The following is a 13,790-nucleotide window of genomic DNA, read 5'->3' as shown; positions in this document are numbered from 1 at the left end:
TTTTTCATGATAGCAGAAGATGAATGAAGAAATCTGCTGAAATATACGAATTTCCGGCCTTTTTATGAACGCTAAGTCATTTTATTTATGAAAGATATGTCGCTTTCGAATAAATAGAGATGCCCTTCAATAACAAGCACCGGACTTTTATCGACTTTACGGTACACCAGAAAATCGGTTTTAGTCCATGGATGAGCAGCATAAGTCGATTCATCGGCGGTCAGGTTCCCAGTATCCCGAACAAGCATCGACAGCGGAAATTGAAAAACGACACCCAGCCCCCGATAAGCCTGCTCCTGAAGAACCGCATCTATTTCGCTGTACACAAGATTCTCGGAATCGTATTTCGAAACCCGTTTTCTTTTTTTCAATAGCTCCAGACGCGCTGCCGTGTAGTCATGATAGAGAAGATCAAAGATTGAACGAACCCTGCCGGGAATAACCTCGCAATTGTTGTACCGGATGTAACGGACAAGATCCGCGACATTGCCGTTCCCCTCTGCCATTTCCCTGGAAACGACCAGTCGGAGCTTCTCCTGCGCGCGGGATACAGCAACGTTCAGCAGATTCGGATTATCGACGAATTCATTGGTGTCGTTCGATACGGTTGTGATAATTATAGCCCGCTTTTCTCTGCCCTGATACTTGTGCACCGTATCGATCCCGATTTCACCGGAATCCACAGATACCTGCATCCGTTCCGCCTGCGCTCTGAATGGCGAGACGATACCGATATCGGCGGGCGGTATTGAAGCCAGTTCCGGCAAAACATGCTGCGTAACCTCGTCAATCTGGCGTTGATTGAACGTCCCTCGCGCATGTCGGCCCTCGACGGTCATATAGGCCTTGAGAACGTCCGTCTCGCCCCGGTCGGTCGTCATTACAAGCAGTTCACCGCCATAGAATTTCTGGTTGCAGAACTGAATGATCTTCGGATGACACCGATAATGCTCCCGCAACAGCGTCTCCGGAATATCAGGAAATGCCGTCCGCACGGAAGAAAGCAGGTTGTGGCGCTCGAAACGGGCGTAATCCGGCAGATCGTATTGTAACGCAACAGCTTTCGCCTGCTGAGCATCCTGCTCCGTCAGTACATGGGGCAGTTGCATCGGATCGCCCACGATGACGAGCTGCTTTGCGCAACCCATCGCAAGAACCCCATTGAGCAAATTTACCTGACTCGCTTCGTCAACGATGACGCAATCGAACAGATAGCCCTTCTTCAGCGCCGTAATGATGGAAAACGTCGTACTGAGTATGACAGGATACTCCTCAAGAAATCTTTCCGGCTCTATGCTGAGATCATCATATGCGAATACCGTCCGCTTCCGATTGTTGTACCGCTCGGCAAGATGATGCTGAAGCAGTTGCATCGAAAGCTCTGTCAGCCGTTCCAGGCGCTCGTCAAAACGGAATCCCGCAAGCGATTCCTCAAGCACTTGCCGCCTGTGTTCCATATCGGCAAGCTTCCGCTGGTAATACGCCTTCTGCAGCAGAAGAATACGTTCCTCGACGCTCAACTCGAACAATGCTCTCCCTGCCGTTCCAAACCTGAGCAGCATACCAATCTTCTTCAGAAAACCGACACGTCGGTTCGATTGCGATCGAGAACCCTTTTTTGCATAACGCTTCAACTCCTTTTCAGAAGCGAGCCATGCATGCAACAGCTTACGCGCGGATAATTCTGCTTGTTTCGTGCAATCCATCACAGTCAACGCACCGCCCTTCGCTTCCTTGCAAAAGGTTTCAAAGTGATCCATTTCAAGCCGAAGAGCATCGATTTGCTGAATCAGGACCACCAACTCGTTCTTCTCAGCAAAAGCGTTATCGAGCGATGAACTGACAAGGAGAATCTCTTTACGCACAGAAGCTTCCTGATCTTCCCGGAGCGTCGGCATCAGAACCGCTTCGCCTGACTGTCCCTCGATGAACGCCTGTTTGTTATTCGTGCTTCCGAGAGATGCCGCCACAAAATCCAGTTCATATTTCTGAAGCTTTTCCAGCACATTGGCAGTAGCCGAATTGTTACTGGATACCACTGCGACTCGTTTCCTCTGGAGCAACATATTGCCTGTAAGGTTCAGGATGGTTTGGGTCTTGCCAGTACCCGGAGGCCCCTGAACCAGGGAGATGGGATTCCCGATCGCCTTTTGAACGGCTATTTTCTGGCTCATATTACAGCCGAACGGAAAAATCAGCTCTGACGATACCGTACCTGAACCCGGGGGACAAGCCTGCAAAAAACGAGAGAGAATACTTTCACCAGAAACGGTATCCAGGTCCCGGTATTTCATCGCCATCATCGACTTGTTATCATCCGTCATGAGCCCGATGGTTTCGGCGAGTTCCCGGAAATACGCAAGCATATCGGTGCTGCGCCCATCGGATGAAGTCATGCGCTGCACTGAAAAATCCGAAAACAGGCAGTATCGGCTTTCTCCGTTCCGGCGGAAAATTTTCACCCATGCTTCAAAACGCAGCGCCTCCTCGACATCGTACAGCAGATCACCTTCAACCAATACCCGGCAATGCCCGGTTGGTATCCGATCGGGATTCGAAAGCCATGCAACATTATCTCTGGCATAGAAATACGGCTTTCCATTACTGAAAGTCACGACCATACGGTCGCCCGCTTCCTCGATTCGCAATATCTGAACCGTACGATCCCTGCCTTTGATGATGATGAGATTTTGCCTTGAGTCCATGCTCATCAGTCTTTCTGATACATGGTTTTCATGCGTGTTACATTTTCTCGCATCGAGGTGGATTTTCCAATTGCTTCCCATCGCGCCTCAATGGTGTTCGCTGACAAATCATCGCCACACTCCCATTCGCTGAATTTCCCCCATTGCACACATTCTTAAATTCGTTATGGTTTCGAAGCGTTTCTGAATTACTCACAAAAGATCATCTCGAATTATTGTAAGGAATTATTCTGTTAGAACATCTTCGGTTTACACCGGCATGTTAGAGTTCGGCCGCAGCATCTCGCCTTTTCCTGCCTTTCTGCAAATCCCGTAGGGATGACCTGCCGGTAGTCCGGGGGGCAAACACGAGAAAGGAATATTCTCCTCAAACGGGTTTTCGCTCCGCAGGAGCAACATTGCGGTAACGCCCCGGGACATCCGGCGATTTACAAGGATGATGGCATGACTCGGCCGCCATGAAGGGATAGCAGTTGATGAACAATTCTGATTAAACACAGGCGTCAGAGCAGTAACAAGTCCATGCATCGCAAGATCGAATATATCTTCAACGAACTTCGAAAACATCCAACGACAGGAACTCGCTCTAGACCTGTTCAGTTCTTCGAATATTTTCCAGACCATATACCCCACAGCAGCTGAACTTCCCGTTTTCACCTGCTTCCCCGAGTCACTCTTATAATTGCGCACCGTATCGACTTCGATCAGCTTTTTCCGGAAGCGGCCATCCGCGTGATTGAGATAAAGTAAATAAGTTCATATTTTAAAGTGCAAATAACCTTACAGGTCACAGAAAACACCGGTTCAGATCCGGCTCCTGCATCAGGATGGCGAAAAGGATTATTTCACAATGTCTTGCGGCATAATCCGGGATACCTTTCTTTACAAGGGCTTGGTAAAAAAACATGACCGCCTGGTTGCAATCCTGCAATCAACTCACAACAAAGGAGGAAAAACAATGAGAAAAATGGTAGTGGTAACAGCAATGATGGCGATTTTGGCCGTCATGTTGGTTGTTGGTACCGGCTTTGCCAAGCCACCGATCCAGGAGGGAATACAACCTCTCGTGCCCGGCAAGTGTTGTATCGCCGGCAAGTACAAGGGTATCTCGGTAGACGATCCCGCGTGCCCCGTAGGCCCGAAAACGGGATCGTTCATTATGGTTCTGCATCAGACCGACTGCGGCAAAAAGATCAATGGTGAAATCATCGATCCCGCTGACGGCAAGGTTAAGTTGACATTCGTCGGTACCGTTACACCCGTGTCACGCAACTGCTGCAGGCTGGAAGGGCAGGTTAAGGGCGTCCCTGGCGGTCCGGATGCAAAGTGTCTCCACGATTTCAGGGCTACCCTGTGCAGGAACAAGTCCGGAAAGTGGCAAACGAAGGACGGAGTATACAAGGACCTGTCCGGGCATTGCTGCAGCGGGACATTCAGGATGGAACAGATGTAAGACATAACATAACATAACATAACGTACCGGTACCGGGGTGGCGCCACTCCCTCACCCCGATCCCGGTATTGTGCCCTGCCATGAGACGTAAAATTCCCGATTGATCAGCGCCTGCTCAAAAGACACTGCGAAATGGATATTTAGCCCGGCAATCGGGTTTTCTCCTGATTTAAAAATACCATATCACAGTATTTCGGGTAACAGTACAGCGCCCTGAAATTCTGCCATGGAGGGCTGAGTATTCGTTTTGCCTCCTCTTCACCTCCCATTATCCCCCCATTATCCCAATCCCCGGCCCCGTAGGGGCGAAATATCGGTAGCCTGGGGTGAAACCCCGGGAAGGGAAAATTCTCTCCGAATGGGTTTTCGCTCCGCAGGAGCGACATCGCGGTAACGCCCGGGTGCAACCCGGCGTTTTACCGGAATGATGGAAGCATTGGGAGCCATGGAGGATATCAGTTGACGAATAATTGAAAAGATCGATATCACTGGCGAGGGCTCATTATCCCGGCAGTTGCTCGAGAAAACGCCTGCGCAACTCTTCGGTCGGCAACATGCATTCCTCTTTTTTCCCGAACAGCTGATACCGGTTCTGCGCTATCAGATCGTATATAATATCACGCAGGGGTTCGGGAACCGCCTTGAATAGAGCGAGCAGATTCCATGGTATGTCGAGTCCGGAGGCGATTTCAATGGCTGCGGCGCTGCGGGTGAAGGCGCGCTCACCCCTGACAAGAACAACGGTGTCAAGTCGCGACGTATTGATGCCGAAATGGCTGAGTAACGAAGCTCCAAGGGGAGACTGGGCCGGCGTGAAAAAGAAATGCCCTACGGGATCGTGCTCAAAAATTAAATTCACCGAAAATTCGCACAGATTGCAAACACCGTCAAAAATGACAATGTTATCAGGAAGGGCGGCAAAGGACTTATGCATCCGGTTTCAAGGTAACTTTCACGATTGCATCGAAGACTTCCTGACAGGGTACGCCGCAACATGCATCCACCGAGTCCATCAAGCCAAAAGTTCCGGATAGCAGATGTTCAGGTTTTCAGGAAGCTGTGTGAGGCGAAAATAACCCGAAAACCGATGAAGAAGTTCCTTCTGCCATGGTTGTCGGGATAGCGATCGACAACACTCGGTATCGCTCGAAGTATTGTATTGAGAATGATCGATTATTCCGGAGAAATGATTCTGACTGTCAGGAAATACGTCTGATATCTGTTTTTATCCCGTGTAATCAGTTCAAGACCCGGTACTGCGGCATGGGCACCGATAAAAAAGTCTGGTAGTGGCTACCTCTTTTGGTTATCGAATTCAGGCGCCGGGGAGGGGGGATTAATAGCGCAGTTTCAGCGGATTGAAGATCGGATTTTCACGGATTGAAAAGCGTGAACCGGGGTTCAGCCCCGTAGGGGCGAAATATTGGTAGCCCGGGGTGACAACCCCGGGACAATCTCGTTTTACCAGAATGATGGCAGCATTCGGAGCCATGGGGGAATATCAGTTAACAAATAATTCAGGATAAGAACAATCAGGAAACGCGATCAAGGCGTTTCGTTTGCTGAAGATGCTGACTGTTGTTTATTTTTCCTGGTTTTGTCCGGATAGTTTTTTAACGGTCTGTTCCAGAAGTTTTTGAGCCTCCGAATAATCCGGGCTCATTTGAACAGCAATTGTAACATCATTCAGAGCGGATTGATAATTCCTGATTTCATAATAGGTTTGTGCTCTGAGAAAATACACTTCCGGTTGCCTTTTCTCAAGCTCAAGGGATTTCTCGAAATTGTAAAGAGCCTCATTGGTCAGCCCCATCCGCCTGAGCGTCAGTGCGCGGTTGTTGAGGACTTGATAATAACCGGGATCACACTTAAAACTGTCTTCGAAATCTTTTAATGCCTGCCTTTCCTTGTTCAGCATAAAATAAGCAAGACCCCGATGATTGTATATAATAGCACGCACTTTTAATGGCGGATCAGCAGACAATGCTTCACTGTAATAATCAATAGCTCCTCTATAATTTTCATTATTATGCGCATCCAATGCCTTAAGGAGATTTATTTCAATATCTTTTAAAGATTCTCCTTTTTTCTCCAGGTCATTTTCCTGATTTACCCCACGATACTTATGAAGTGAATTTACAGAGACCTCTTTTGCTTTTTTCTGCAGTTCCTTAAAACGCTCATGGCCCCAGGCAACTAACTCTTTTTGCTTGTCTCGTATTTCCTGAAATATCATATCCGAAAGCACAAGATTTGCATTGAGTGCCGCCATTTTTTTGCGGATAGCCCGATTGTCCGGGAACTCGATATTACTCTTGTAAACCAGCTCATGCTCTATTTCAGCCCATGCTTCCTGCAATATTGTCCGGATTTGAATTTCACACGAATAACAGCAAAATTCCGGCAATTCAACACATAAATCTCCCAATGATATTTCCAGATGTACACTGTCATAGGCAAATTCCCTATAAGACAATGCTTCGGATTTTCTCTCAATGTCCGCTACATCAAAAGATTCTTTAATAATTTCAACCACCTGCTCTACATCTTCCAAAAACGGCACAATAATGCGCAAACCAAGCAAATCCTTAATCTTCTGATTTTCCAGGAGTCCCTTATTGACAAGACCCTGCTTTTTTTCATTAAGACTTTCGAGGGATTTGACTCTTTTTTTTAAGGTATATTTTAATTCTTTTGCCTGAATTTTATTACTGATAGCAGTGGATACATCATTTAATGTGTCTTCCCAAAAAGGCAAATTTTTCTGATAGATTATTTGCAGCTCTTCATCATTATCGAACATAACAAAACTTAAATAAAAATATTAATGGAAGAAAAAGTCGATCTTTGCCTTGTTGCATCTCCCTGCCGGTCTGCCGATAAACCCTGCCGATCAATCGGCAGCACCCTTGCCAATCGACATAAACCTCGACCTCAGGCATCACCGGCACTCTTTTCTCTGCCGCTTATACGGGCACGCCTGGGCAATGCTGCCGTTGAAAGCTGCTGACCAACGCTGTCTCGGGCAGGATCTGCAAGCCAGGCCAGATCGTCCAGCAAGCCAAGAGCCTGAAGCACAGCTGCTTAAATACCGATACTCACCGAAGGATCGCCCTTCTCAAGGCGGGATAGGGTTAGGCGCGATGTTGACGCCCGTTCAGCCACAACACTCATAGGCAGCCTGCGGCGCATCCGCGCCTCATGAATATTTGCTCCAAGCTTGCAGAGCGCCTTGCGCACTGCAGAATTTGGCAGATGAGGTGTCGGCATATGTAATATTGGTATATCCTTAATAAATATAATGTAATACCATATTTACATTTAAAAAAAACCGGGATCCCCCCGGGCAGCGCTCCGCAGTGAAAAAATTACTTGAGGGCGCGAAGCGAAATAAATCCGGGATGATGACCTGTATTATTCAGGACAAAATAAGCAATACGCGAATTCTTTCCGGGTAAATCCTCCCGGGTCAGTTCCGAATACAACAATTATCAGTTACAGGGATGAATGGATCATTGCCGGGGTTAACCGCGCTTCCCAAGCAATAAGTTTACGTAGTTGCGAACGACCCATCCTCCTCCAAACAGATTAGAATTCCAGCAGTAACGCCCCTGATAATTCTGCTTGACAATACGGTATTGCTGATGACAGTGAGAATCAACGGAATTAGCTGATGCAGTTCGCGACATGAAGAATAACGGTTCGCCGACCCCGTACCCCTTCCCTGCCGTCATCAGAAATCACAAGGCCTCATTGCGGCTTGAGCATATAGCTCACGGCATTGGCAGTCACGCCGAGCTGTCTTGCTGTTTCGGCAAGCGAAAGGCCGTACTCCAGCAGGGCTTTCCTTGCAAGCTCTCTTCTCAGCGTCGGCAGCTTGCCGGCCTTGCTCCCGGAGCGGAGAAAAACCGGGGTGACGCCGGCATCCCTGCACACACGCTCGATATCATCATCGAGCAAGCGGAGCCGCTCGTGTTCCGGCAGCAGTACATCCCTGCGCTCTTCGGCCTCCTTCAGCACCTCCTTCACGAACGAGTCGCCCCCGAGAATCCTTTCGTCGCCAAGCGCCTTCTCGCCCCGCCGGCGCATCGACTGCACCTTCGACCATCCGCCCTGCGAGCGCACGAGTCCGCCTCCCGACAGCTCCTTTTCCCGATCAATACCAAGTTCCTCTTCGAGAAACTGCAGATACGCCTTCCGTGCCACACCTTCCTTCCGACCGAAAAACTGCAGCACGTAGTCCCGATCCATCCAGTCGAACCGAACCCTGTTCAGCAGCACGGCATGGCCGCTCCAGGGGTACCGTGCAAGCTCTTCGAGCGATTCGACCAGTCCTGCCCGCAACGGATTGAGATGGATGTACGCCACCAGCCTGTCGAAGTACGCTTCCTCTTCGCAGATAATGGATTTATAGCGATTCTGGAACAGGTGCCCGACCCGCGTATGTCGGCGGTTGAAATACTGAGCATAACCGGTCAGCAGGCGGCGCATGAAGGTGGAGATGCCATCCGGACCGCTTTTCAGGAGGATGTGCGCATGGTTCGTCATGAGAGCGAAAGCGTAGATGCAGGTACCTGATCCTTTGGCCTGTAGTCCCATGCGGTCGAGAAACGTTTTCCGGTCCGTATCGTCACGAACAATATTGCCCCGCTCTATCCCCCGGATAATCACATGATGCAGGGTTCCCGGTGCGTCAAGTCTCGGTCCTCGCGGCATCGCATTCTCCCTTATTTTGACCGTTAATCGGGTTTTCTCCTGATTTCAAGATACCATAGCACAGTATTTTTAGCAACGGATCAGCGTCCCCAAGCACGTTACCCATCCGGATCGGAAATGGAGTGCAATAGGGAAATATCGAAGGTATAAGGCAAGTGCAGATCGTCAATATCATCCATTATCCGATACAGAACGGTCAGGTTCAGGTCATGGCTGCCAACAAGAGTCAGATCGATATCCGAACCTGCCCTGTAATTTCCTTTGGCTCTGGAACCGTAAAGTATGGCTTTGTCAACCTGCCCGTAGCGTGTAATCACGCCATGAATGCGCGCAATGGTCGCATCATCGAGTCCATATTTCATTCCGGCCTCTCACTTGTAAGCGGTTCAAGCGTATCAAGAAGCTTGCGGTAGGCGACATGATAATGATTGCGAATTGCCTCTGCGATTTCGTGGGCAATTTCCTGATTACAGGTATGTGATGTCAGATTCCGGCTGTTGATCATCTGCATCCATATCTCACCATCTTCGATCAATCCCAGCTTGCAGAGTCTCAGGCCGTTGTCGTCGAGGCGGCTTTACCAATTACCTCCCATCGCGCTTCAATGGTGTCAGCCGACAAATCGGCACCACACGCCCATTCTATGAAGTACCCCCCGTTACTCACCTTCATAAATTCATTATGGTCTCGAAGCTCTTCAAATGCTTCATATTCCAGATAGGGAGTGACATCAAAGCGGCCAATACGACCATCTTCAGCAATAATTGACAGCACCCAATCTGGTTGGGGATGTAGTTCCGCAATTCTCATTGGTCAAGCCCTTTTATTGGAAATGGTTTCTTGCCGTTTGCGGCTAAATTCCAGTCAGCAAGCAGATCTTCGTGATGAATTTCGATCCATGCGACAACCAGCTTGTGCTTGTTCGGCGGCAAATCACCTGCCAGAAGCGTTCCGTCAAGAATTGAGTACACTGCTACTTTTCCCTGATAATCTGCATGAATGTGTGGCACATGATGTTTCTCGGTATCCCGAAAAAACATCCGTATTAGAATCCCATAGAACATTGAAATCGTAGGCATTCTCTCTTCCCTCTGTAGTGTTTGGCTGCTATCCCAAACGAAGGGCAACAGCACTTCTCAGCTTTTTAACACTTCAGCTATCTGCATCGAACACAAGTTCGTATTTGAAATGTACACAACATTTTCAGGTCATAAAAAATGCCGGCTCAGCCCAGGCTATTTCAGGAATAAGGAGGGAACAGCGTCGTCGTGGCTCACAAGGGTAACGCACGGGACAGGTCGTCATGCTCAAAAGCGCTCTCTTTCCGCTTGATTTCTACCGGTCGTGCACCGACAGTTTTTACCATCTCAATTGAAAAACCGGTCAAGAAACGATCTTCATATCTCTTTTCCGTTTTGTTTACGTCGTTGCGAACTATCTCCCCCATCACTCCATCAGCCATTCATCCTGCATTTGAGGGAACGGAGTCGCGGTAGGGATACCGGTTACCCGGCACCCACCGGGTCGCAGGGCCGGTCTCCCGAACCCTGCTCCCACACAACGTAGCGTGCGGATTTCCCGCACTACGCTCTTCAGAAGATGGCTCACAGAATTGCAAGTCCTTGCAGCTTTCCATATGAAACGGATAGCTTTGGACGCAGCAAGCCAAACCGTGTTTTCAGGACGTGATAGGTATCCCATGTCACCTTTCCTTTCTGGCTTCGACTACTGAGCATTTTCTTCCAGTATCTTTCTACACTGCGATAGACTCTTGATATACCCAAGTAATTTCCGGCTATACCAAAGTAGGCGTAGTGCCCGCGCAAGACGCTATTCAGATTCTTCACCTGTTCCTGTATCGGCAAATGCATCATTCGTCTCATCAGGTCGCTTAGCCGTTGCATGCTCCGATGCACACGAATATTTTCGGTGCGCATTCCTACCTTGAAGTTTCCTTTCAGGTTACGGGAACAATAGAAGGTAAAGCCCAGAAACTTAAGCGTTTCGGGACGCTTTCGCCCTCTTTTTCCGGCATACTTCTGCGCATAGCGACCGAATTCCACGCGAGCTTTGTCTTACTCGGTTCCAGTGTCAGCGCAAATTTCTGTAAACGTTTCGTCAGCACTTCTTGAAAGCGTACCGCATCCGACCGATATTGAAAGCACACAACAAAGTCGTCAAGATATCTTACCAGATAAACCTCACCCTCCATCCGTGGCTTGATAGCTTTCTCAAACCAGAGATCAAGGACATAATGAAGGTAGAGATTACTCAGTAAGACACTGATTGATCCTCCTTGCGGGGTGCCTTCTTCACTTGGATGAACGACTCCTTCTTCCAGTACGCCCGCCTTCAGCCATCGTTTTATCAGGTTTAAGATACGTGGATCGCCAACCCGGTGCTCCACGAAGCGCATGACCCACTCATGATCCAGACTGCCGAAGAAGTTCTTCAAGTCCGCCTCCAGCACCCAGCCTACTTTACGCCCTGCAATGATTTCATTCAGGGTCGCCACAGCATTGTGGGCTCCTCTACCGGGTCTACCTCCAAACGAACAGTCCAGAAAGTCCTGTTCGTAGATGGCAGATAGTACCTGAGAGGTCGTTCTCTGGAGTGCCCGATCCGAAACACAGGGCACGCCCAATGGCCGTTTCTCCTGTTTACCGGGCTTGGGAATATAGACTCGCCTGATCAACGGCGCTTTATACCCTTGGCGGTGCATGGACTGGAGCATTGGCTCAATCCATACCTCAAAGCTTTCTTTTGCATCCGCCACACGCTGGCCATCTGTCCCTGGTGCGGTGGTACCGGGAATCTGTTTCAGATTCTTCCATACACGCTCCCGAGTAATATGATGAGCCAGTGAGGTGAATCTTAACTTCGCATCACTCCGAGCTTTCTCTGCTATTTGTTCAAGTCCTGTTTCCATGATTGGTCGTTCTTCTCATTGCATAGAAGTCCATTTCCTCCCTTTGAATGGAGCTCATGTTTCCCATGAACAATTCATCTCCTGCTGCCCGCTTCCCCTTGTAATTGGCTCTCCCAATCTCGGAGTACTATCCGGCAGTCTGACTTCCATCCCGCCGTCAGGCCATCCTTGCCGTTTGGCTTGTCTGACCTTACAAGCTTTCGCTTGAGCAAAATGGATCTCCCTTGTTCGCATGACCTCCTTTGATTGCATGCTGGCGGTTTGGACCCCGGAAGTATTCCTGAAAACTCACCTTTTCGCTTTCCGGATTTCTGCTTTCCCCATTCCGGGATTGGGTCAGCTACTTCGACCACGATCGATTTCGGGGCTATGTCTCCGTTCACTTTCGTTCCGGCCTGCAATCTCCCTGTCTACGCTTCGCAGTGATTGTCACCAATCGCCACGCAAGACTCGGTACCTGACTGCTGGTTAGGCTTTATCAGGGTTGCCATTTCAGACAACTGAATTTCATGCGCTTGCAAGGCGCAAACCGTACAGATCCGTACGTGCGGCACTACCGCATACGGCTCCTGCCTTGAGTCATGGCGAATCTTACCTCCGGGAAAGGTTGGCATATTCGGAGGTGCGGAATATATTTGTCTACGATCCGGTTGAACTTTTCCCACGTCAGTGCGCTTCCTTTCTGACTTCTTCTTCTCAGTACCTTTAACCACATCTTGACCACCTGATCCCTATAGCTTCTCAGTGCTTTGCTGTTGCCCGGCACGCCGAAGTAGAGCCCGAATCCTTGCACGACGCTTTTCAGCCATTTTCCTGTCTGCTGGATTGGCGCGTGTTTCCGTTTCGTCAGCTCTTCTTTGAGTTCCGACAGCTTTTGCCGCATCTTTTTCGTTTTCGTCTTTCGTTTCAGAAAGTAGCCGCCTTTCCGGTTTCGACTGCAGAGGTGTGTGAAGCCCAGAAAGTCGAAGCTTTCCGGCTTGCCCTCCCCTCGTTTCCGTCGCCGTTCTTCGGCATATCTTCCGAATTCTTTCAGGCAGGTTTTCTCGGGGTGCAGTTTCAGTCCGTACGTTTGTACTCGTTCTCTCAGTACCTCAAGGTATCTTTCCGCTTCTGTCTTGTACTGGAATCCCAGCACAAGATCGTCGGCGTACCTGATGATGATGACTTCGCCGTTGTTTCGGCGACGTCTCTCCTGTTCGACCCATTCGTCCACCACGTAGTGAAGATAGATGTTGGCAAGCAGTGGCGAGATCACCGATCCCTGCGGTGTGCCTTCTGTTTGCCGGTATCGTTTCCCGTCTTCGATATATCCCGTCTTGAGCCATTTTCCGATAAGGCGCAGTATCCGTTTGTCGCCGACTCGTATGCTGATGAGGGCCATCAGTTTGTCGTGCGGGATGCTGTCGAAGAATTTTTGCAAGTCCGCGTCCAGTATCCAGTTGATCGGACGTTTCAGTATCGCTGTTGCCAAGGCATCCAGCGCGTTTTCCGGGGCTCGGCCTGGCCGGTATCCATAGGAGAACCCATAGAATTCGGTTTCGTATATCTGGTTCAGTACCGTGACGACGGCTTGCTGGACAAGCTTGTCTTCTATGGCCGTTATGCCCAGCGGGCGTTTCTGGCCATCGGTTTTCGGGATATACACCCTCTTGACCGGTTGGGCCCGGTAGCTGCCTTTGTGAATTTCTTCATGCAGCTTCGGCAGGCGTTCTTCGAGCTGTGCTTCGTACTCTTTCCAGCTTCTTTCATCTATCCCTTCCGCTGCTTTCCGGTTCAGCTCGTAGAAGGTGGAATTGCAAGAAAAAAATAGACTATTTAAGAAGCCAAAGCCTTTGATTGATAATAATTGCGTAAATACTCTGCTGGTGCAAGATACCCTAACGTAGAATGTGCTCTTTTTCGGTTATAAAAGATTTGGATATACTCAAATAGACTCTGCTGAAGCTCTTCTCGATTACGGAATGTTCTTCCGTAGATCCACTCGGTT

Annotated in this window: 12 protein-coding genes and 2 pseudogenes; 1 reads left to right on the top strand and 13 read right to left on the bottom strand. The window is 49.3% G+C overall.

Annotation, left to right across the window (positions count from 1 at the left end):
• Positions 1-71 precede the first annotated feature (71 nt).
• Complete coding sequence (locus K4305_RS00055) at positions 72-2,705, bottom strand: DEAD/DEAH box helicase (RefSeq protein WP_331560273.1); 2,634 nt, start codon at positions 2,703-2,705, stop codon at positions 72-74.
• A 958-nt stretch (positions 2,706-3,663) separates the two neighbouring features.
• Here K4305_RS00055 and K4305_RS00050 point away from each other — a divergent pair.
• Positions 3,664-4,158 (top strand): hypothetical protein, encoded by a 495-nt coding sequence (locus tag K4305_RS00050; RefSeq protein ID WP_331560272.1) that lies wholly within the window; start codon positions 3,664-3,666, stop codon positions 4,156-4,158.
• Between the two features lie 502 nt (positions 4,159-4,660).
• On the opposite strand, the gene K4305_RS00045 is transcribed toward K4305_RS00050, so the two are convergent.
• The 12 genes and pseudogenes from K4305_RS00045 to K4305_RS12260 all read right to left on the bottom strand — a co-directional run bounded on the left by K4305_RS00045 (position 4,661) and on the right by K4305_RS12260 (position 13,780).
• On the bottom strand, positions 4,661-5,092 hold the full coding sequence (locus K4305_RS00045; protein WP_331560271.1) for a thiol-disulfide oxidoreductase DCC family protein: 432 nt from the start codon (positions 5,090-5,092) through the stop codon (positions 4,661-4,663).
• Between the two features lie 239 nt (positions 5,093-5,331).
• Positions 5,332-5,451 (bottom strand): annotated as a pseudogene (locus K4305_RS12270) (DNA-binding protein); the annotation flags it as partial.
• A gap of 289 nt (positions 5,452-5,740) precedes the next feature.
• Complete coding sequence (locus tag K4305_RS00040; RefSeq protein WP_331560270.1) at positions 5,741-6,961, bottom strand: hypothetical protein; 1,221 nt, start codon at positions 6,959-6,961, stop codon at positions 5,741-5,743.
• A 131-nt stretch (positions 6,962-7,092) separates the two neighbouring features.
• Positions 7,093-7,428 (bottom strand): annotated as a pseudogene (locus tag K4305_RS12265) (helix-turn-helix domain-containing protein).
• A 480-nt stretch (positions 7,429-7,908) separates the two neighbouring features.
• A complete protein-coding gene (locus tag K4305_RS00035) occupies positions 7,909-8,874 on the bottom strand; it encodes a transposase (protein WP_331560269.1) in 966 nt (321 codons plus the stop codon).
• Positions 8,875-8,972: 98 nt separating this feature from the next.
• Complete coding sequence (locus K4305_RS00030) at positions 8,973-9,236, bottom strand: nucleotidyltransferase domain-containing protein (RefSeq protein ID WP_331560268.1); 264 nt, start codon at positions 9,234-9,236, stop codon at positions 8,973-8,975.
• The gene (locus K4305_RS00025; protein ID WP_331560267.1) at positions 9,233-9,409 is read right to left on the bottom strand and encodes a nucleotidyltransferase substrate binding protein; all 177 of its coding nucleotides are present in this window, start codon (positions 9,407-9,409) and stop codon (positions 9,233-9,235) included. Before K4305_RS00025 ends, K4305_RS00030 begins: the two co-directional genes overlap by 4 nt.
• A 17-nt stretch (positions 9,410-9,426) precedes the next feature.
• The gene (locus tag K4305_RS00020; protein ID WP_331560266.1) at positions 9,427-9,684 is read right to left on the bottom strand and encodes a DUF2442 domain-containing protein; all 258 of its coding nucleotides are present in this window, start codon (positions 9,682-9,684) and stop codon (positions 9,427-9,429) included.
• A complete protein-coding gene (locus K4305_RS00015; RefSeq protein ID WP_331560265.1) occupies positions 9,681-9,953 on the bottom strand; it encodes a DUF4160 domain-containing protein in 273 nt (90 codons plus the stop codon). The genes K4305_RS00020 and K4305_RS00015 overlap by 4 nt, the downstream gene beginning before the upstream one ends.
• Positions 9,954-10,831: 878 nt before the next feature.
• Positions 10,832-11,803, bottom strand: coding sequence for a reverse transcriptase domain-containing protein (locus K4305_RS00010; protein WP_331560264.1), 972 nt, complete (start codon positions 11,801-11,803; stop codon positions 10,832-10,834).
• A gap of 553 nt (positions 11,804-12,356) precedes the next feature.
• Entirely contained in the window at positions 12,357-13,580 is a 1,224-nt protein-coding gene (gene ltrA / locus K4305_RS00005; RefSeq protein ID WP_331560274.1) for a group II intron reverse transcriptase/maturase, read from the bottom strand.
• A gap of 38 nt (positions 13,581-13,618) precedes the next feature.
• Positions 13,619-13,780 (bottom strand): IS3 family transposase, encoded by a 162-nt coding sequence (locus tag K4305_RS12260; RefSeq protein WP_442880394.1) that lies wholly within the window; start codon positions 13,778-13,780, stop codon positions 13,619-13,621.
• Positions 13,781-13,790 lie beyond the last annotated feature (10 nt).

The sequence above is a fragment of the Chlorobium sp. genome (assembly GCF_036528655.1).
In the GTDB taxonomy this organism is placed as follows: Bacteria; Bacteroidota; Chlorobiia; order Chlorobiales; family Chlorobiaceae; genus Chlorobium.
Note: the sequence above shows the minus strand (reverse complement) of the source record. Positions and strands in the feature narration are given on the sequence as shown.

Excerpts from the sequence above, each read along its gene's own strand:
- K4305_RS00055 (WP_331560273.1), bottom strand. The coding sequence starts at position 2,705 with ATGGACTCAAGGCAAAATCTCATCATCATCAAAGGCAGGGATCGTACG.
- K4305_RS00050 (WP_331560272.1), top strand. The coding sequence starts at position 3,664 with ATGAGAAAAATGGTAGTGGTAACAGCAATGATGGCGATTTTGGCCGTC.
- K4305_RS00045 (WP_331560271.1), bottom strand. The coding sequence starts at position 5,092 with ATGCATAAGTCCTTTGCCGCCCTTCCTGATAACATTGTCATTTTTGAC.
- K4305_RS00040 (WP_331560270.1), bottom strand. The coding sequence starts at position 6,961 with ATGTTCGATAATGATGAAGAGCTGCAAATAATCTATCAGAAAAATTTG.
- K4305_RS00035 (WP_331560269.1), bottom strand. The coding sequence starts at position 8,874 with ATGCCGCGAGGACCGAGACTTGACGCACCGGGAACCCTGCATCATGTG.
- K4305_RS00030 (WP_331560268.1), bottom strand. The coding sequence starts at position 9,236 with ATGAAATATGGACTCGATGATGCGACCATTGCGCGCATTCATGGCGTG.
- K4305_RS00020 (WP_331560266.1), bottom strand. The coding sequence starts at position 9,684 with ATGAGAATTGCGGAACTACATCCCCAACCAGATTGGGTGCTGTCAATT.
- K4305_RS00015 (WP_331560265.1), bottom strand. The coding sequence starts at position 9,953 with ATGCCTACGATTTCAATGTTCTATGGGATTCTAATACGGATGTTTTTT.
- K4305_RS00010 (WP_331560264.1), bottom strand. The coding sequence starts at position 11,803 with ATGGAAACAGGACTTGAACAAATAGCAGAGAAAGCTCGGAGTGATGCG.